We start from the raw sequence: 20,155 nt of genomic DNA on the forward strand, positions 1-20,155 counted from the left end.
CTATTCTCCAATTCTCACTTGTGAAATACTCGATAATCCGATGTTACTAATTGTTCTGTCATCCTCAGTCGTAATTGTAAGTCTTGGTTCACCTTGATCAAAAGAGATAGCCGTAACTTTGCCCGAGATAACAGTTGGGCCTGCTGGAATGTCCACCTCACGGCCCAACAGGCTTGCTGCTTGGTTTACCGACTCGGATTGCAAAATGGCTTGCAGGCTGTTGCTCATCGTTTCCGTTTGTTGGATTTGAGAAAATTGAGCTAGTTGAGATACAAATTCAAAATTATCAATTGGTTTTAAAGGATCTTGATATGTTAACTGCGTTAGAACGATGCTTAGCAGGTCTTCAAATCCCAGGCCAAACCCAGTATTGGCAGCCGTCGCAATACCATTGTCTGATTGCACTTCATCGGGTAATACAGTGGTTGGATCAGTCGTTTGGGCAAAAGACAAATTACATGATCCAATGGCAAAAACAGCACCAATCATTACCTTTAAGAGAATTTTTATCACGAGCTCTTTCCACTTTGCATCTGATGATTATTCCCTACCAAATTGATTTGTATATCAACATTCGGGAGTCCGTTTTGCGCCAAAAGCTTGCGGGCATTATCACGAATTATCTCTTGATCGCCAAGAGTAATGTCTTGAACACGCGCAATCAGTTTCAGTCCGTTATCAACGGAGTAAAGCGCGACAAACACCGGATGGGTTTGTGCCTGTGATCCCAACAAATTAGTGATCGACTTGACTTGTCCTTTTACGGCTTGACGTTGGGACACCTCTGCTGCGTCACCAAAATCTTGGAGTGTATCATTTAACAATGATGACAAATCACCATCTACAGCCTGGTTATTTTTAGAGGCACTCGCCCGTGGAACATTTATTTGTGTTGAATTTCCGACTCTTTTGACGACGGCACTACGCACCTTAGACGTCACAGGTGTGTTTTGTTTTACAACCGTTATAGCTTTGACTATCGAATCTGAGGTGTTGCCATCAAAGAGCGTAGATAACGGTAATGTTTTCGTTTGTTGCCGCTCAATATTTAAATGCTGAAAATCAGTAATGCGTGACGCATAATCGATGGCTTTCCAATGCCCCAGCACACCCGTCATATCAAATCGGTCTGCGGAATGATTAGTATCAACACCAAGACCGTCATACCCAGACAACTGTTGAATAACACCTGCTTCTAACTTGTCCATTGTATTGTGCATCAGCATTTCATTGGCAGCGTTAATATCGCCATAGTTTTCTAGAAAGTTTACGGTTACGTTTACATCAACGACGCTGCCTCCTAAATCGGCAATGCGCAAAGTTTCTGCGGCTCTTTCACCGTCAATTTGAATAAGTGAGACTTCTGTTTGTTCGCCTGCAGACGGCATCTTCATCGCTCTTAGCAATTCCTCTTCAAAGGAAACACTCTGATCGTTCTTGCCGTCAAATAACGCCACAGTGTCCTGTGGGGGTGATTTAGGTATACTTGCTTTCAAGCTAGCCGTGTTATGATTAAGCACAATCATTTTTGAACCCAATCGTAAGAGAAACGCTCTTCAAACGCATTGACCGCGCGCTCATCTTTATCTCTTTGAATGCTACGACGCATATTACGTTGCATCTCGTCCATTTTCTCAGTAATAATTTGACAGACTTGAAAAGCTGACAATTTGTTTTCTGAAACCTTCACAGCGTCTTCATAAGCGTCTGTTGCCTGAGTTGATTTCTCAATATTCGCGACCAGGTCATCAGAGTAATATTTCAGATGCTCGCAAATAATAGTCCTATCCAAGACGTTATCTTCCCAAATTTTTTGAGCTGTTGTTACAGCCTCAACGGCTTTCATACGAACATCATCACAATCTGCTTCAGAATGCTTCGCGTCACGTAATTCCTGCTCTGCAAGCGTTTTTTCAAGCTCTCGGATTTTTGCTATCTGTGTGAGTTGGTTTAGTTTTTTTGACTTAAGCATTCGCCACCCCGTCCTGTGACAGAGACAATAACGCCGCTATGGTCGAAGATAACGGCGTTGTTTCCAAATCACCTTGCTGCAAGAACTGATTAAGATTTTTTTTTGTCGAAATGGCGTCATCTATTAGTGAATTACTACCGGATTGGTAAATACCACTTTCGATCAAAACTTTTGCTTCCTCATATGCTGATAGCATCGCAATGATGTGACGCGCTGCCTTAAGGTGTGATGAATCCATTAGTTTATCTGACTGTCGGCTAATACTTTTTGTTATATCTACAGCTGGAAAATGACCCTGCTCGGCCAATGTACGTGACAAAACAATATGACCGTCTAGTAGTGATTTCATAACCTCAACAATCGGGTCATCGACTTCGTCAGTTTCACTCAAGACCGTCATGACCGCGGTGATAGCGCCGCCTGATTTTGCACTCCCGCAGCGTTCAACCATGCGTGGAAGTGCGTCGAACACATTGGGTGTATATGCTCGTAATGTGGGGGGGGCACCTGCTGCCAAGCCAATCTCTCGCAACGCCATAGCAAACCTTGTTACGGAATCAATCAAAAGCAAAACGTGTTCACCTCTGCCTCTCCAATATTCAGCCAAAGCAAGCGCTTGATAAACAGCACGTGCGCGCAACGCTGCGCTGACATCGGAGGTTGCTGCTACGCAAGTATAATGTTTCAGTTCATCAGGGTTTTCAGAAATATTACGCCAAAGAGTTTCAACTTCACGGCCTCTCTCCCCAACCAAACAAATAACACAGCGATCCGCTTGAACTTGCCTTGATAGTTGCGCCATAAGCGTTGTCTTACCAACACCACTTGCGGCAAACACACCCAGCCTCTGCCCTTTCCCGATTGTCAGGAGTCCATCAATAGCCTTAATACCCGTTTGAACAACTTCACCTGGCTCAGAACGATCCATAGGTTTCAGAACAGTGCCTGAGATGGGCAAAGAACTTTCGCTTAGAACCTCTTTCTTACCATCAAGAGCCTGACCCATTGCGTCAATTAAACGTCCCGCAAACGCATCGCCAACCGGGGCTTCATAATTGCTTGGAAGCACACGCACACGTGAATCTGGCAATATATTCGCTGACTGATTAAGAGGGATAAGAACGGTACGACCTTCCTCTACGGATGCCACTTCAGCCAATACTGTCAGCGCATTAGAATCGAAGCTGCTAACTTTGCAATCAATTTCGCAAATATCACCAACTGTGCACAAAGGCCCGCTTGCCTCTACAAATCCGGGTGACACCCGTTTAACGTAACCGACAAGGTTGGCTGCTTGCATGGCTTTGACTTTAATAAGATAGGGATGAACCCTCATATTTCGCCCTCATCATTTGCCATATCCTTGAAAAGAGTTTGAATTGTATCCCATTGATTTTTTAGGGAAAGCTCTACGTGACCTAAACGCAAATCAATCACGCAATCTCCAGGTCTTACAGTCTCGCCGATTTTAATATCCGTATACCGTAGGTCCAATGCAACAGCGAGGTCTTCCAAAGACTCGTCCGTATCAAAGTCATCACTACTAACACGCACATGCATTACCGTTTCCCTTCGGATAGCCTCTAACTGCTTGCGTATCATGCGCGTTATCGTCTCTTTGTAATCTTGATTAGGGCAGAAGAATTTTTCCAAAACAGTTTGCGATATTAACAGAGCCAACCCATCAAGAGAGGAGAGGCGATCATCAAGCTTTTCAAGCCCTTTATCTATACCTCGACCCAGTGCTTCATTCGCTTTTTCGTATTTTTTTTCAAAAGCTTGTGTCGCCTCGTTTCTGCCTCCCTCACGTGCAGCAGAAACAGCTTGCTCTGCTTCAATTTTGAATTGGGTAATATCTAATTTTAACTTTTCCACCTCGGCCTGTAGTGCAATTATTTTGACACTCTCTTTACTGGCCGCCTGCAAGGGGCGGTCTTTTGCCGTTTGACCTCCTTCGCCAGGGCCAATGCCGAACTTAAGTGGCTTGACAGTCTCACCGTTGGAACTTTTCCCTTGCTTAAGAATTGAGGGCATTACTTATTGTCCCCTTTTATCCGTGTTAAAATGCTTCCAAAGCTTTTTGTCTTAGCTTCCTTTCTCAAATCGGCAGACACTGCGGACCCGACATTAATTACCTCTAAACAGCTGGGTAGTATATCGGCCACAGCAGCTGTGACTCCCACTGATTCAAGAGCATCAACAGGACCATTAATTACAGATTTTGCAAGCGTTGAAAGCCACGTCGGTAATCCATCAAATTTGAATTCCGATACAACCGCGTTGTCGGATCGCGCTTTATCATTATGATCTTCATTACTATGGTCGGCAAAGCCAAGTGTTTTCGTTTCAGTAGTTGCCGTTTTCAATAGAGCTTTGTCACGCCCCGTCATTTGCCTTATGATTGCTTTTTGATCTTTTTTAGGGAGAGATTTAAATTCCTTCAAAAGCGCATAGAATTCAGGGGTCACGTCAGTCACTTCCTTCTCCCTCGTGCATCTGTAAACGTAACCGTTTTGCGAATTCAATATGTTCCTCTGTGTTAAGCAGGCTTCTATGCTGACGGGAGATAAAAAAAGCACCAAGCCCACTTAATCCAAGCAATAAAACAGTAAAAAAAGCAAGTAACGGCAACTGTAAGGGCTTCACTAAAGACTGATCACCATCGCTTGGAGTATCTAGTGGGCCGCTCCGCGAGGGGAGTGAAGGCGGACTAACGGTCGATTGCATTGCAGACGCCAAGCTCAGATTGAGAGGAAGTTCACGCACCTTAAAGGTCAAAGTGTCGCCAAAGGTTAAGTCCATTTGCGCAGCTTGATATATGATTGACGATATTTCAGACTTGGCATCATCATCTAAGACTTCGTCAGTGGTTAAAACAACCCTTAAGACGTAATCACGTTTTGGCGCTGTGGTCTCTTTGATATCAGTATCGACCAAAACACGAAAAGGTCTGACAGCTACTTTTAAGGTATAATTCAACGCTGGTCGATCAATAGCAAGACCAATATCAATTTGATCTTTGTACGCTGCCGCAATCTCTGCATATTCACTCAGTACAGATGAGATTGGCGTCTTAACGGGGCTGATTATTTCACCCGCTGAATTTAAAACCGAAACATTTTCAATCTCTAAATCTGGTACAGCGGCCGCTACCAGTCTTTGAATCCCTTCAATCCGTGTTTGCTCATCAAAGCTACCACTACGGCTTACGATTGTAACAGCTGCCGTCGGTGGTGTTTCAGACCCACGAAACAAGACACGTTCTGGAATGGCAATGTGCACTCGTGCATTTTCAATGCCATCAATCATCATAATCGTACGCGCTAATTCACCCTGAAGGGCCCTTTGGAACTTTATTTTCTGAGCAAAATCTGTCAAACCCATTTCAGAGTCATTGAAAAGTTCAAACCCATCTAGCTTTTTCGTTGGTGCTTCAGCATCTAATATACCAAGCCGAATGGCGTCAGCGTCCACAGCGGGCACTAAAATGTCTCTTCCGCCATTCCTGAGCTTGTATCGGATTTCACGAGCATTTAATTCTGCGACAATTGCGGAAGCATCTGCCGTTGGCAGCCCTTGGTAGAGTATTGCATAGTTTAATCTAAGAAAAAGAAAATAGGCGACAGCAAGCAGAACAATTACAACACCAAAAATAATGCCAACTATTCGCAACTGCTTTTTCGCGCTCATATCATTTTCTGTCAAATTCGCCATCATCAGAGCCCTAAAGCTGCATATTCATTATTTCTCGATAACCTTCGACCAAGCGCGTACGAACTTGTAAGGCAAGTTCGACTGATAAACGCGCTTCCTCCAAAGCAATCGTGACTTCATGAATTGGCACGTTTTCATCGACTGAAAAATCTCGAACTTTTGCATTTGCAATATCAATTTTCTGTTCAACGCTTTTCAAACCATTCGCAAGCATATCTCCAAAACCGAGTTCAGGCGTAGAGGCGGCTCCCCTACCGTTTAGCACATTAGGGTCGACAATTGTCGAAATAGTCTCTGTCTTTCCAATAGCAGCAATAGCTTCAATACCCGTGCTCATTATCCCCGTCCCATATCTAGTGCGCGATTGTACATTTGTTGCGCAATACTTATCGCCGTGAGGTTGGCTTCATACACCCGTGAGGCTTTAATCATTTGTGTCATTTCAGCAGCGTGATCAACATTGGGGTATTGAACCATCCCATTTTCATCTGCATGCGGATGATTGGGTTCAAAGGCAACTCGAACCCCATTCGGCGTATTCTCTACCCCCATCACGCGTACACCAGTTGCCTTTTGAGCGGCTTTATCCCCTTGCAAGAGCGTGCTGAAAGTAACATCGGGACCACTTAGAAGACGTTGGGGGCGATAGACCTCTCCAAGTTCGTTTCGCGTCGAATTAATATTGGCAAGGTTTTGGGCAATGACTTGCAATCGTTGCCATTCAACGTCCAATCCTGTCATACTGATTTTTAAGGCTTCCACGATTATTGCCCTCCACTTACGACCGTACGCGCTAGGGCCATTTGCCTGCCCAGCACATCAATTAATGCCCCGTACCGCATAGCAGTCTGGGATGCCTTGGCTAATTCCATATCTAGGCGCATTTCAGTCGATCCACTTGCGGTTTGTGCATATTGTGTTTTAGGGCGAAGATTCTCAATCGACTCTATACCTTTCCCAGCCGCCAATTTCAGGCTCTTCTCGAATGTGACCTCTATGGCTTTATAACCAGGCGTATTCGCATTCGCGATATTTTGCGCGCTGAACATCTGACGCATGGATAATCCGTCTAAGGCTTTGGCTATTAAAACAGAAGAAATCGCATCCATCACATTTTCCTATTGAATTATAATTTCAGAGTGTAGCGCACCAGCTTGCTTCATCGCTTGTAATATTCCAATCATACGGCGCGTATCTACACCCGCCTCCGCAAGCCCTTGAACGAGATCAGCGACACTGGTGTTAGGAAATGACGCCACGACGTCATCAGTGCCTTGCTCCACACTTAAATCCGTGTTCGTAACAACCAAACTGCTGACATCGTTTGCAAACCCGGAGATAAAACTTGGTTGAGACGCGAAGTTTTCAGCCGTGACAGTTACTCGGATATCGCCTTGCGAGATGACAACGCTGGAAAGCATGACATCCGCGCCAGCAACGACTGTGCCCGTGCGTTCATTAATCACGATACGTGGCAACCGATCTGGCTGCACTGTCAAATTTTCAATATCAGAAATAAAACTCGCTAACCTTATTGGGTCGTCAGTATACCGAATATTCACCTCATCGGCACTAACTGCGTATGCTCTATTGGTGCCGAATTTACGGTTCACCGCAGAGGCAATACGCTCCGATGTCGTAAAGTTAGGTTCACTCAGAAGGAAGGAAACAGTGCCATCATTCTTCAACAGTTCTGCATTAACAGGGCGCTCGACTGTCGCGCCCATCTCTACGCGCGCTGTTGTTGGATAATTGCGTTGCTGTAGGTTCGACTCACTCTCGAAACTATAACCGCCTACAATTAATGGCCCCTGTGCAAGAGCATATGTTTTTTTATCAGGCCCCATGAGTGGTGTCATCAATAGGGTTCCACCGGCGAGGCTGCGCGCATCGCCAGCAGACGACACAGTGACGCTAATGCGATCACCAATATTGGCTGACGCGGGCAATGTCCCCATGACAAGAACAACGGCCACATTGCGACTACTTATGTCAGCTTGATCAACCGTCACGCCCAAACGGCTATAAACATTCTGAAGTGTTTGTCGGGTCACACCACTTCGGCGACTATCGCCTGAACCAGACAGACCCGTCACTAAACCATATCCAATCAGCGCGTTATCCCGCCATCCTTCAAATCGACCTAATCCTTTGACGTCGACATTCTGCGCTGACGCAACTAATGGCAGTGACCAGAAGAGCGTAGCTGTTATGCCTACGCACAAAAGCCGGGTCGCTAGCACTATTTTCGTTAGAATGCTCATATTCATACCAACCCGAAAACGCCGAAGAGCCAATTCATTATTCCCGGCCGTGATCCACGCGACACGAAGCCTTCGCCATTATAATTGATTTCAGCATTCGCGATGCGATTAGACAATATCTGATTATCAGCTGTAATATCGGCCTCGCGAATGCGACCCCGCACACCGATTATTGTCCACTCACCATTAACGTGCATGCGTTGCTCGCCAGATACAAGGTAGTCGCCATTCGGAAGCACTTGGTCGATCGACACGCTGATGGACGTTAGGAGACTCTCGCTCCGGCGCACCTCACCACGACCCGCATAGTTACTGCCAAGTGAAAGGTTACCAAACTTGCTCAAACCACTGGCATTAATGCCGCCCCCTATTTCCCGTGATCGATCCGTTGAATTTCGTGCAGAGTTGCGCGCCTCAGTCGTTTCAGCAACGACAACCGATAAGATATCACCAACCTGTGAAGCCTTGCGGTCAGCACCCATGTTCACCCAGCTGTTATCACGAAAAAGGTTTTCGGCAGTTGCAGTTTGCACTGCGCCTAAACTGAATGCCACAAAAGTCGTAATAATTAAATTTCGGTAGGCCACTAGTTGATGCCCCCTAGTTCAGTTCTCATTTGGTTACGTGGTAACACCGGAACCCGCAAAACGGTGCCTTCTCTATCCTTAACAAATATTTTATCAGCGGCGTGAGCAGGCTGTAATGCCCATACTTTCTTTTCGATTTTAACAGGGCCAATAATAACTTGGAGCGTAAGGGGGTCACCCTTGTCCGCAAACATTGTTTTTGGGACGGAGACGCGGCCTAGGTACTGCCCAGCATTGGCATTGGCTATCGTTCGAACAAGGCGAGTCGGCTTATCATATCTCAATGCAATCTTCTCACGTTTTGCATCGCAACTAACAGGGCGGAGATTTTCGCGCGTCAACGCCGTTCCCTCTGGCACGAACCCCATTAATTCGTAACAACTGAATGTCCTATCGCTAATATTCTTCTCGATTTTAGGGAAATGAATGCTAATGAAATCATCGGGCTCGGAAGTTTTAATATCCGATAGTACAGGTACCCGCTTTCGCACAAGGTCTGCGATATCACTGCGGGTTAATTTTATAACAGCTTGAGAACCAGTACGGGTGGCAATTGCTTTATCGCTTATACGAGACGCGAGTGTCGGTGACAGGCTACGCATATCAACGACGTCTTTCACACGCACGTCGTTTCTATCAAGATCAAGCGTATCATTGAGGGCCAGTGAGACACTTGCCGTTATCAAAAATGTTGCTATCACAGTTCCCCCTCTTTTATCGTATAAGTAAAAATTTATCTGCGCAAATTATTCGCGATGGCCATCATTTGATCACCTGCTTGCACAATTTGCGCATTCGCTGAATAGGCTCGCTGTACGATCATCATTTGAACCATTTCATTATTCAAATCGACATTAGAGCGCTCTATCGCCCCTTGTACAAAGCTGCCTGCTCCGTCCTCACCCGCCATTGTATCAATCAAATTTGCATCGTCATTTAACTTGTAAAGGCCACCATCCATACGCTCAATATCTTGACTGTTTTGAAGGCGCACCATCATTATCTGACCAATTTCAACGGCATCAGTTTCTCCGTCGGTCTGCGCCATTACCAAGCCTTCATTATCGATAGCAATCGCTCTTGCATCAAGCGGAATATTAATTTGCGAGCGCAGCACCATGCCGTTATCTGCCATCAGCATACCGTCATCATTCACACTTAGGGAGCCACCGCGCCAAAGATAGCTCTCGCCGCGCGGTCCCATCAATTCAATGAAGCCGTCGCCATTAATCGCAATATCTAGCGGCCGATTAGTCGTCTGAATTTCGCCTTGCTCTGACAAGCTGAAGTTGACCTGGGTCGAAACACCCGCAACGTTTGGGTTGAACTGTAAATTCGCGGCAGCAGATGTGCTACTTGTTCGCCCTGCGATAATTTCAGAAAAGCTCACGTCAGAACGCTTGAAACCTTGCGTGTTCATATTGGAAATGTTGTTTGCAATTACGTCCAAAGCGCGCTGCTGTGACGACAAACCTATCCCGCCAATATAAAATGCACCGTTCATTTCATCCCCCTGTGAATGACACGTTTATGATATTGCCTTATCGCGATCCTTGTCCGAATGTTGATATGGCTTGCCCTATTAATGTGTCATATGTCTGAACCAACTTTGACCCAGTTTCAGCTTCTCGAATAGATGACATCATCAAAGTCATCTGCTCCGCGACCGTAACGTTAGACGCCTCGGTCATACCTTGCCTGATGATCGCTTCCGATACTTCAACCATCGCTGCCTGTGGCGCGCTGAACATCGTTCCCCCTAAAGATATCATAGCCTCTGAACTGATAGGTGCATACAGGCCAATACGGCTCGTCGGTATGCCATCTTCTAATATAGTGCCGTCAGGTTCGACTTGTGCGGCAAGCGTACCTAGCACAATATCGCCGCCATCTTCGGCTTGTAAAATCATGCCTTGAGGTGTTGCGAGGCGTCCACCTTCAATCATTTGAAACTTACCTTGGCGCGTGTAAAACATGCTCTCGCCGCTGCGAACTTTAAACAAACCATTACCTGATATTGCAAAATCGAGTGGGCTGTTTGTTTGTGACAAGCGACCTTGAGCGAAATTAGTTGCACGTTCACTCGACATTTGTCGTTCAACATTCAAGCCTTGACTAGCCATAGCCTCGGAGAAAGAAATTTGGGCTTTGTACCCCGCAGTGCCCGTATTCGCAATGTTGTGGGACACGACCTCCAGTCGTCTTTCCGATGCGGTAAGCATCGATTCTCCGATTTGAACTATACCATCCATGCGTGTATCAAAGACAGTCTTTTGGAATTTTAGCAAGCCCTGAAAATATCAAAACACTACAATGGTCGTTAACTCTCTGAATTATATAGAAATTTTTAGTACACTTTTACAAGTGCTTTTTGACGTCAGGGTTGTGAATATACACCACATCACACTTTTAATATTTTTGGCGGCTTTCTTGATTAGACGCTCTTGAAATCAGATCATGTTATAAGGTCCACCATGCCGCCCAGTGCATTGCCGACCGCTTGCCCCACGACATCTGGAATGGCCGACAGATGTTGTCGCCAAAGTTACTGCTATCAATCGCGCTGCGAGTGGCGGCGTTGGCAATAGCGTCCGCGCGTGAGATACTTGTCACACCAAAGACGGCGCCCAGCTGCTGACCAGCCCGACCGGGTACACTGCGCACAAAGGCATTATTAATTGCACTGGCTGTTCCGTATTGCGAGACAAGGTGACCCGAACCCGCACCTACACCCGCCGTCGCAACAGCCGCAAAGGTAAATTTAGATTGCAGCCCAGTGATAATACCAAGACCTTGCCCCGCAGCATTATTCACCGCCCCGCCAATCACAACTTGGCCAAAGGTGTAAGACGTCAATCGCCGTGCAACAGCGCCGCCGACGCCTGCTCCAGAGACCCCAGCGGTTAAGACAGACAGCCCAACGGCTTTAAAGTCAAAACGGTACTGTATTCTCGTTGCCAGGCCCTCAGCCTGTGATGTGATAGAACTAAGTGCGGCTGATGTCGTGGCACTGACACCCGATGAAAGCGCCCCGCTCGTACCAAGAAAATTCGCCACTGCGCCGCTAATCCCGCCTGTGATCGATATTACAACGACTGCAACTATAGCAAGTATAATTTGTCCAAAATACCGCATTCTTACTTTTTGGCGTCGGGATTGTTGGGCTGACATCGCCAATAGCATTCACAGAGTTATAGGGCTAAAAGGTCGAGGCGTCATGACTCTTGCGCACTACGCCTGCACGCAGCGTGAGCGCCTGCCCAGCAAATAAAGCGGTGCTAACGCTCGCAATGCAATTGGCATCAGTAATTTTAGACCACAGCGCTGCATCACCATATAAATTTGCCGCGATTGAAGCCAGATTATCACCGCTGCGCACTGTGTATTGTTCGCCGATACTCCCGTGATTAAAGCTATTAATCGGTTGGTAGCTTTGATCGAAATCCTGATAGGCAATGCCGTTGCGTTGCCCCCCGTTAAATGCAAAATCGGCCATCTTATACTCTTCTTTCGTACGAAAATTTGTAGCACCTGAATTTGTAAGGCAATTCAGCGCAGTATCGTTTGCGGTAAAGGTGCCTAAGTAACTATTATTGCTGCTGACGCCCATTCCTGTCCTGCGAAACGGTAATGGATAATGCGCGGGTCACCAACATCATTTTTCCAGTCATTTTCGTCACTGTCAATAATTTGACCACTTAGATCTTTACTGGAGTTTATAGTGCAGCGTCTTGCATCATTAATATTGGCAAGAATTAATTGATTGCAGTCATTATAATAAAAATGCGTCTGGTCGATTGTATTGAAATCATCATTTGTATCGCTGACATATGCGATGTAGTGCCGAACATGCAGGCATCAGTATTTGCAATGTTACAGAGGCAGATTTAAATAAAGCTATTCCTATCGCTGACGCTCTTACTATCTACATAGCGCGGAATAATCAGGTAAGCTGCTAAAGTCCAATCTACCCTTTATTTTGGCGGTTCTCTATCAAGTCATCGACAACTTCGGGCTCGGCCAAGGTCGACGTATCACCAAGATTTCCAAACTCATTTTCTGCAATTTTGCGCAAGATGCGCCGCATAATTTTGCCTGAGCGGGTTTTGGGCAGCCCCGGCGCAAATTGAATGAGGTCTGGTGTTGCAATCGGGCCAATCTCTGCACGAACATGTTTGATAAGGTCCTTGTAAAGCCCTTCGTCCGCCTCGACATCGGCCCGTACGGTGACGTAAGCATAAATACCTTGTCCTTTAATGTCATGCGGATAGCCGACAACGGCGGCTTCGGCGACAGCGTCATGGCTGACGAGTGCACTCTCAACCTCTGCCGTGCCCATGCGGTGACCCGACACATTGATGACGTCATCCACGCGACCTGTAATCCAGTAAAACCCGTCCTTATCACGGCGACATCCATCACCTGTGAAATAATTACCGGGATAGGCTTCAAAGTAAGCCTGCTTAAACCTGTCATGATCGCCATAAACCGTGCGCATTTGTCCAGGCCAACTTTCTGTGATGATGAGGTTGCCCTCAGTCGCCCCCTCCAGCGTTACCCCGTCAGCATCCACTAATTCTGGCACAATGCCAAAGAAAGGGTGGCTACCCGCGCCTGGTTTCATATCCGTGGCTCCAGGCAGCGGCACAATCATTGCACCACCTGTTTCTGTTTGCCACCATGTATCAACGATGGGGCAGCGTCCCTCTCCCACGACATGGAAATACCATTCCCACGCTTCGGGATTGATCGGCTCACCGACTGTGCCCAGAATTCTAAGTGAACTGCGATTGGTCACTTTTACATAATCTTCACCCTCGCGCATCAGCGCACGAATAGCCGTTGGTGCAGTATAAAATAGCGAGACTTTATGTTTATCGCAGACCTGCCAAAAACGCGAAGCATCTGGATAGGTCGGTACACCCTCAAACATCACAGTTGTCGCGCCATTAGCAAGCGGGCCGTAGACGATATAAGTATGCCCGGTAACCCAGCCCACATCAGCGCTGCACCAGTAAACATCATCTTCTTTCAAATCGAACACATATTCATGGGTAATGGAGGCCCAGACGAGATAACCGCCTGTTGTATGCAATACGCCTTTTGGCTTACCCGTTGAGCCGCTGGTATAGAGAATAAACAGGGGGTCTTCAGCGTTCATGGGCTCGGGCGGGCAATCATCCGAGACATCTTTCAAAGCCTCATCCAGCCAGACGTCACGCCCCTTTGTCATGCTGACATCCCCCCTTGTGTGACGAACAGTGAGAACATTTTTGACAGGCTGACCGGATTTGGCGGCAATGTCGCAAGCCGCGTCGCAATTATCTTTAAGCGGAATCCTTTTTGTGCCGCGAAGGCCCTCATCCGCGGTAATAACAAATGTGCTGTCACAATCTGTAATGCGTCCCGCTAGGGCGTCCGGTGAGAAGCCACCAAAAACTACCGAATGGACGGCACCAATACGCGCGCACGCCAGCATGGCAAAAGACGCTTCTAAAATCATCGGCATATAGATGGTAACGCGGTCCCCTTTTTTAACGCCCAGTTTTTTCATGACATTGGCAAAGCGGCAGACCTCTCGGTGTAGCTCTGTATACGTCAAAGTTTGGCTGACATCGGGGCTGTCGCCCTCCCAAATAATGGCTGGCTTATCTCCGCGGGTTTCAAGGTGACGGTCAAGACAATTGGCCGACACATTCAAAACACCATCAGCATACCATTCAATATTAAAATCACCCTCTTCCCAAGATACATTTTTCGCCTTTGTGTAAGGGCTCATCCAGTCCAGGCGCTGGCCTTGCTCAAACCAGAACCCTTCAGGGTCATTGATCGATCGGTCATACATGTCTTTGTAAAGCTCTGGCGTCAAATTAGCGTTGCGCGCAAAATCTGCGGGCACGGGATATATTTTCTCAACGTCATCCATTTTAAACTCACCTATCATCTGGTTCATGTTTCTCTCCTAATCGCGTAATTAGAAGCTGTACTTTGTGGAAAATGTGAAGCGGCTAATATTTCCGCTACTATCATCCTCCAGTGTTTTGATTCCGTAAAGGCCTTCTATGCCGACGGTTATCTTTGGCGCGATATCCCAGAGATAAGCCGCATATGCCGATTGTACACTTTTCGTACTGCGCGGATTGAGGGCGGTCAAGAAATCCGGGTTGTCGGCCAATAAAGCTGAATATCCAATATTAAAGCGTCCTGTTTGGCTGACGGGGTGGCGATAGGCGATAAGGCCACCATAAGACGGTATTGCCTCCACATTGCCTGTTATGGGATTAAATGCTGCGCCGTTTAGCGCGTTTAGCCCGACATAACGGCCTAGCCCTTCGCCGGCGATGGCATTGAATCGAATATCCCCTTTTTCGCCAACATTAATACGGCCAGAGGCACTGACCCCAAAGCCAAAAGTCGATTCATCTGTCAGACCGCTTTCAAGGCGCAATTGGCGCCCAATCGCGGCCAATGAAATATTGCCGAAATCGCCTTTCAAATTATAGCGGGCAATAACGTCGGGGATAACATTGCTATCGGCTTCAATACGCCCTGAACCGCCAGCGGGCGTAATCGTTGCGTCGCCAGATTCTAGCGCAAATTGGAAATTACCATTTGTATAGCGGATCATAGGTTGGCGCATAAATGTCATCCCATCAGACAGGACGAGGAAGCTCGCACTTTCTGGAATGGCCGATGTATTTTGAAATGTTGACCATTCCTGGCCGATCCGGAACCCTTTGTAGTCCAAATAAGCCCGACGCAAACGCGGTGAGAAGGAGTTAGAGACGCGCTCATTGCCTTGCAGAGAGCCGAGGAAGTCCATTTCGATATGGGCCGTGGCTGTCTCAGCACCGCTACCTCGCTGTGCCGAAATCGAAAAGCGTGTGGCTTGCGCCGTCAGGTCGGTTGTCGTTGTCCCCTGCCCGTCCCCATTGGCAACAGGCGTAACGCTAGGAATATAAAAATCACGCGCGATAGAACTAGAGCCAATAGCTCCGTCAGAGAGATGTGTCACATGGGTATCAAGGTCGACATATCCGCCAATACGAAACGTTGTGTCACCGACTTGAAAGCCCGCCTTTTCGATATTGCCTTGAGCGGAACCAACTGGGAGGGGTTGCTGGATTTTCTGCTCAAGCAGGATAACATCGCTTTCGCCTTTGGCCTTTTCTGCGGCGAGTTCCGCCTTTAAAAGCGCAATTTCACTTTCCATGGCTTGCAGTCGGGCTTCGATTGTTGAGCTTTGCGCGAGCGCGGCAGGCGCGGTTGATAAAGCTAGACTCGCAAAAAACGTCATTTTGAGCACAGTGTACATTAAATTCTCCCCTTTTATTTGGAGAGTTTGTCTCGTAAATAATGTCACGGCGCCATTAGCCATTGGTGCTAAGACGAAAGTCTTATAGACGGACATCGTCGGCCCGCCCGCTGGCAATAAGAAGAATTAGCAAAGCTAATCAAGGGGAGTGAAAGTGACTGACAATGTCAAAGTCTTAATCGTTGACGATCATCCACTCTTCAGAGACGCCCTTGAGGTGGCTCTGATTAAGTCAGCCATAAAGCCCCGTGATATCAAGAGCGTGAGCACAGTGTCCGATGCGGTTAATGGTCTGACGGCAGAGGATTTCAACTTGGTTTTGTTAGATTTAAACTTATCAGACTCTCAAGGATTTGAAGGCCTATCTAGAATAAAAGCGGCAAACGCTTTAGTCCCCGTCATTATTGTGTCTGCCACAGAGACAGCCCAGGCTTACGGCACAGCAAAGTCGCTTGGGGCTTCAGCTTATATTCCCAAAAGCAGTCCATTGGATGCCATTACGGATGCGATTAAATCTGTGTTAGCGGGCGAAGAAGCTTTCCCAGAGGGGCCTTCAGATCAAGACAGTTCTAACAGTGCGGCAGCGGAAAAACTTGCGAGCTTAACTCCGGCCCAACACCGCGTAATGAGTTGCTTGTCAGAAGGATTGCTAAATAAACAAATCGCATTTGAAATGGGAATATCAGAGGCAACTGTGAAAGCGCATATGACAGCAATATTCAGAAAACTTGGCGCGAATAACAGGACACAAGCTTTGCTCGTCTTTAGGGATGCGACGCGACTTTAAAGTTATTCTGCCGCGATTTTGGGCAGACATGTCAGCAGGAATTGCCGAATATCTTCAGGGTTGGCTGGCTTGCTCAATATTCTAATATTATCATTAGCGGCATACCGCTCAATATCTTTGGTTTTGAGCGCAGATAGAAGGCACACATTTTCGGGGCGTGCTAAATATGGCCGCAACTGTGCAATGACGTGTAGTCCGTTTTCTTCTTGTCCAAGCTGAAAATCGGCGATGATCGCACCCACGTCATTATGACGGGCAAGCTCAATCGCATCGTCTCCATTTGTACAGGTCAGCACAGTACAATTCCACCGCGACAGTAGCGCTGTCATAGCGTCTAGAATAGTAAGCTCGTCATCCACACATAAGACCGTTAGGCCCGCCAACTCATGGCCTTGCGGCGGCGGTTGAACGGGGTTGACATTTAATCTCACAGGTTGCGTTTTGGCGCGCTCAAACGCAACAGAAAAGACACTGCCTTTTCCAAATGTTGATTTCACGTCTAAGGCCGTGCCCATTAATTCAGCCATACGCTGCGCGACAGACAAACCAAGGCCCGCGCCGCGAATACCTAAATTGTCGACATCTTCAAATCTTTGAAATTCTTCGAATATCTGGTCTAATTTATCAGGCGCGATACCGGGGCCACTATCCCACACTTCAATTACGACACGCCCATCGCGACGTCGCGCGCCAAGAACAATCCCGCCCTCTTTGGTATAGCGGCGCGCATTAGAAAGATAATTTCGGACAATACTTTGCAGAAAATCTGGATCAGCTTTCACACTTAACCGGGTCGGTACAAATCGTAGGTCTAATCCCGCCTTCGCCGCCATAGGGGCGGCCTCGTCGACCAGGTCTTCAAATAATGGCCCTAAGGCTATGTCTGTCGTCTGGGCTTTAACATTTGAGTGATCAAGCCTTGAAATATCCAGCAGACCTTTAAGAAGTTCATCCGCGGACTGAATGGACTGGTCCGCTTTTTTTAGCAGCGCAGCGTTCTCCGGAGCCCCGTCTACAGCGCCTAAAAATAGGCGTGCCGCATTCAGCGGTTGTAGCAAGTCATGGCTTGCCGCAGCCAAAAACCGGGTCTTAGACGCATTCGCCCCAACGGCTTCTTCGCGCGCTTTATCAAGATCTTGGGTGAGCGCTTGTAGCTCTTCTGTGCGTTTCGCAACCCGCGCTTCCAAGGTTTCATTGGCCTCTATCAAGGCTTTCTCTCGGCGTTTATCCTCAGTGATATCTGTGAATGTTGTGACATAGCCGCCGCCCGGCATAGGGCTGCCCGTTATTCGAATAAAACGCCCATCCGGATTTTGCCGTTCATATATATGCGGCTTGCCCGCCCGCATATGATTGACGCGCCTGCGCGCTTGATGAGGTGTGTTGTCGCCCTCTATCCATCCTGTGGAAATGTTATGCTCAATTAGATTTTGGATCGGTGCGCCGACATGCACAAGTTGAGGCGGATAATTAAAGAGCTCAATATAGGCTCCATTCCACGCAACTAATTTCTGATCGCCGTCAACAACACTAATGCCTTGGGAAACATTTTCCAACGTCGACTGCAACATATGTTGATCAAAGCGGTCCGCGTAACTTTTTTGGTCAAATATCGTCAGCAGATCATCAAGTTCAACATTCACACCAGCCAAAACCGAAGACATAATGACACGTGCTGATGAGGCGCCAATCGCCCGCGCAAGCAACTTTTCCGTATGTTGTACTAATTGCCAATCTGCAGGGCCAGTGCCTGAAACTTTGGCACCACTATCTTTGCCAAATTTTTCAAAGGAATGAGAGACGGCCTCAGCCTCTAAAAAACGTGCGGCTAATACGGCGAGCCCATCAGGAGACACCGATGTAATTTCTGTGTTTGGATTAACGCCACTGGCAATCTTCTCCGTTCCAGCTGCTGTGAATGCCACCGCTTGAACCCTGTCGCGTAGGCGCTCCGTCGAAACCCAAGAGACAAGAACAAAGCTGACAATATTTATGCCTAAACTCCAGAATACGCCGTGCGTTAAACTATCCCCAAAGTTAATACCGAACAGGCCGTGTGGGTTGAGTATCTCTGGCAAAATAGAGGCCACGGCGTCGATGCCAAAAACGGCTGGGAAAAACATCGTGAACGCCCAAAGACACATACCCGCCGCTAAGCCCACAATCACACCGTTCTTCTTGCCATGACGCCAATAAATAGACCCCAGCAGAGCGGGCGCAAATTGTGCAGCGGCGGCGAATGACAGCAGCCCAATATTGGCCAGAGCCGCACTATCATCGGCAAGCCGGTAATAACAATAGGCCAGCATTAGCAACGCAACAATAACACCGCGCCTTATCAGAATAAGTTTAGCGCCCCCATCACCAGATCCCTTTGTAAGTGTATCCCGCTCAATGAAATAGGGCACAATAATATCATTGGTGACCATAGTTGACAGCGCAATCGTGGCGACAATCACCATACCTGTTGCAGCGGAAAAACCGCCCAGAAACACAAACATGGCCAACAGTCCGTCCCCTTGGGATAGCGGCAATTGGATCACATATAAATCTGGCGATACGTCGGGGGATAGGACAGATAACCCAGCCATGGTTATCGGGACGACGACCAAGCTTGTGAGCAAAAGATAAAGCGGAAATATCCAGCGCGCCCAACTGACTTCTTGACTGTCACGACGTTCAATGATGGCCACATGAAACTGACGCGGCAGACAAATAATCGCCGCCATAGATAAAAACATTATCGTTATCGCCCGGCCCGAGATACTATAACCATCAAAGTGGATTTCAGCTCTACTCATCAGGGTCGTCGGTCCACCGTCCATCACCGCGATTGACAGAGCGCAGACCATCATCAACGCCAATAATTTCACAATAGCTTCAAATCCAAGCACACGCATCAACCCGCGATTATGCTGCGTCACATCCGAATGCCGCGCCCCAAACAAAATGGCAAAGACGGCCATAGCTATGGCGGTCAATAGAACACTTTCGTTGGACAGTCCGCTCTGTCCGGTCATGGCGCTTAAGCTTAGGCCGACTGATTTAAGTTGAAGGGCAATATAGGGCAGGCTCCCCATGACGGCGGCACATGTTGCCAGTATCGCAACGCCGCGGCTTTTGCCGTAACGCGCGGATAGAAAATCAGAGAGAGAGGTAATGCTTTCGCGCTGCGCTATGTCGCCAATCCTGCGGATGACATGCGGAAAGCATAAAAATACGAGTGCCGGGCCGGCATAAATCCAGATGTAGTCCCATCCCGCTGACGCGGCTGTGCCAACGGCCCCAAAATAGGTCCAAGACGTGCAATAAACGGCTAGCGCAAGCGCATATCCAATACCGCTATAACGGCCTAAAGCTTCATTATTTTTCGCAGCCTTGTCACCAGTCCACGCAATAAAGAACAGCCCTAAAACATAGGCTGTTGTTACAATAATAATAAGCCATAACGGCATAGTTTACCCTCGCCTTATGACTATGCTTAATTAGAGGGCTTTTTGCAATCTCGCCTAAAGT

Annotated in this window: 21 protein-coding genes; 1 reads left to right on the plus strand and 20 read right to left on the minus strand. The window is 47.5% G+C overall.

Going from position 1 to position 20,155, the window contains the following annotated elements:
• From AB6B37_RS11045 to AB6B37_RS11135, 19 genes are all read right to left on the minus strand, one after another.
• Entirely contained in the window at positions 1–513 is a 513-nt protein-coding gene (locus AB6B37_RS11045) for a flagellar hook assembly protein FlgD (RefSeq protein ID WP_371395853.1), read from the minus strand.
• The gene (locus tag AB6B37_RS11050; protein ID WP_371395854.1) at positions 510–1,526 is read right to left on the minus strand and encodes a hypothetical protein; all 1,017 of its coding nucleotides are present in this window, start codon (positions 1,524–1,526) and stop codon (positions 510–512) included. The genes AB6B37_RS11045 and AB6B37_RS11050 overlap by 4 nt, the downstream gene beginning before the upstream one ends.
• Positions 1,523–1,972 (minus strand): hypothetical protein, encoded by a 450-nt coding sequence (locus AB6B37_RS11055; RefSeq protein ID WP_371395855.1) that lies wholly within the window; start codon positions 1,970–1,972, stop codon positions 1,523–1,525. The genes AB6B37_RS11050 and AB6B37_RS11055 overlap by 4 nt, the downstream gene beginning before the upstream one ends.
• Positions 1,965–3,308, minus strand: coding sequence for a FliI/YscN family ATPase (locus AB6B37_RS11060; protein WP_371395856.1), 1,344 nt, complete (start codon positions 3,306–3,308; stop codon positions 1,965–1,967). The genes AB6B37_RS11055 and AB6B37_RS11060 overlap by 8 nt, the downstream gene beginning before the upstream one ends.
• Positions 3,305–4,006 carry a hypothetical protein gene (locus AB6B37_RS11065; protein WP_371395857.1) on the minus strand — a complete coding sequence of 234 codons (702 nt, stop codon included), beginning with the start codon at positions 4,004–4,006 and terminating at the stop codon, positions 3,305–3,307. The genes AB6B37_RS11060 and AB6B37_RS11065 overlap by 4 nt, the downstream gene beginning before the upstream one ends.
• A complete protein-coding gene (locus AB6B37_RS11070) occupies positions 4,006–4,449 on the minus strand; it encodes a hypothetical protein (protein ID WP_371395858.1) in 444 nt (147 codons plus the stop codon). Before AB6B37_RS11070 ends, AB6B37_RS11065 begins: the two co-directional genes overlap by 1 nt.
• Complete coding sequence (gene fliF / locus AB6B37_RS11075) at positions 4,442–5,689, minus strand: flagellar basal-body MS-ring/collar protein FliF (RefSeq protein WP_371395859.1); 1,248 nt, start codon at positions 5,687–5,689, stop codon at positions 4,442–4,444. Before fliF ends, AB6B37_RS11070 begins: the two co-directional genes overlap by 8 nt.
• Before the next feature lie 7 nt (positions 5,690–5,696).
• Positions 5,697–6,023: a flagellar hook-basal body complex protein FliE gene (locus tag AB6B37_RS11080; protein ID WP_371395860.1), complete on the minus strand. Its 327-nt coding sequence runs from the start codon at positions 6,021–6,023 to the stop codon at positions 5,697–5,699.
• Positions 6,023–6,448, minus strand: coding sequence for a flagellar basal body rod protein FlgC (gene flgC, locus AB6B37_RS11085; RefSeq protein ID WP_371395861.1), 426 nt, complete (start codon positions 6,446–6,448; stop codon positions 6,023–6,025). The genes AB6B37_RS11080 and flgC overlap by 1 nt, the downstream gene beginning before the upstream one ends.
• A gap of 2 nt (positions 6,449–6,450) precedes the next feature.
• Positions 6,451–6,795, minus strand: coding sequence for a flagellar basal body rod protein FlgB (locus AB6B37_RS11090; protein ID WP_371395863.1), 345 nt, complete (start codon positions 6,793–6,795; stop codon positions 6,451–6,453).
• 9 nt (positions 6,796–6,804) lie between these two features.
• Entirely contained in the window at positions 6,805–7,950 is a 1,146-nt protein-coding gene (locus AB6B37_RS11095; protein WP_371395864.1) for a flagellar basal body P-ring protein FlgI, read from the minus strand.
• Between the two features lie 2 nt (positions 7,951–7,952).
• The gene (locus AB6B37_RS11100; protein WP_371395865.1) at positions 7,953–8,537 is read right to left on the minus strand and encodes a flagellar basal body L-ring protein FlgH; all 585 of its coding nucleotides are present in this window, start codon (positions 8,535–8,537) and stop codon (positions 7,953–7,955) included.
• The gene (locus AB6B37_RS11105) at positions 8,537–9,238 is read right to left on the minus strand and encodes a hypothetical protein (RefSeq protein ID WP_371395866.1); all 702 of its coding nucleotides are present in this window, start codon (positions 9,236–9,238) and stop codon (positions 8,537–8,539) included. The genes AB6B37_RS11100 and AB6B37_RS11105 overlap by 1 nt, the downstream gene beginning before the upstream one ends.
• Positions 9,239–9,270: 32 nt before the next feature.
• A complete protein-coding gene (locus AB6B37_RS11110; RefSeq protein WP_371395867.1) occupies positions 9,271–10,041 on the minus strand; it encodes a flagellar hook-basal body protein in 771 nt (256 codons plus the stop codon).
• Between the two features lie 37 nt (positions 10,042–10,078).
• A complete protein-coding gene (locus tag AB6B37_RS11115) occupies positions 10,079–10,789 on the minus strand; it encodes a flagellar hook-basal body protein (RefSeq protein ID WP_371395868.1) in 711 nt (236 codons plus the stop codon).
• 208 nt (positions 10,790–10,997) lie between these two features.
• Positions 10,998–11,672: a hypothetical protein gene (locus AB6B37_RS11120; RefSeq protein ID WP_371395869.1), complete on the minus strand. Its 675-nt coding sequence runs from the start codon at positions 11,670–11,672 to the stop codon at positions 10,998–11,000.
• A gap of 64 nt (positions 11,673–11,736) precedes the next feature.
• Positions 11,737–12,033: a LysM peptidoglycan-binding domain-containing protein gene (locus AB6B37_RS11125; protein WP_371395870.1), complete on the minus strand. Its 297-nt coding sequence runs from the start codon at positions 12,031–12,033 to the stop codon at positions 11,737–11,739.
• 471 nt (positions 12,034–12,504) lie between these two features.
• Positions 12,505–14,490: an acetate--CoA ligase gene (gene acs / locus AB6B37_RS11130; RefSeq protein ID WP_371395871.1), complete on the minus strand. Its 1,986-nt coding sequence runs from the start codon at positions 14,488–14,490 to the stop codon at positions 12,505–12,507.
• A 21-nt stretch (positions 14,491–14,511) separates the two neighbouring features.
• Positions 14,512–15,852, minus strand: coding sequence for a DcaP family trimeric outer membrane transporter (locus AB6B37_RS11135; protein WP_371395872.1), 1,341 nt, complete (start codon positions 15,850–15,852; stop codon positions 14,512–14,514).
• 154 nt (positions 15,853–16,006) lie between these two features.
• On the opposite strand from AB6B37_RS11135, the gene AB6B37_RS11140 reads away from it, so the two are divergent.
• Entirely contained in the window at positions 16,007–16,639 is a 633-nt protein-coding gene (locus AB6B37_RS11140) for a response regulator transcription factor (RefSeq protein WP_371395873.1), read from the plus strand.
• A gap of 2 nt (positions 16,640–16,641) precedes the next feature.
• On the opposite strand, the gene AB6B37_RS11145 is transcribed toward AB6B37_RS11140, so the two are convergent.
• On the minus strand, positions 16,642–20,094 hold the full coding sequence (locus tag AB6B37_RS11145) for a PAS-domain containing protein (RefSeq protein ID WP_371395875.1): 3,453 nt from the start codon (positions 20,092–20,094) through the stop codon (positions 16,642–16,644).
• Between the last annotated feature and the right edge of the window lie 61 nt (positions 20,095–20,155).

The sequence above is a fragment of the Fretibacter rubidus genome (assembly GCF_041429785.1).
GTDB lineage: Bacteria > Pseudomonadota > Alphaproteobacteria > Caulobacterales > Maricaulaceae > Fretibacter > Fretibacter rubidus.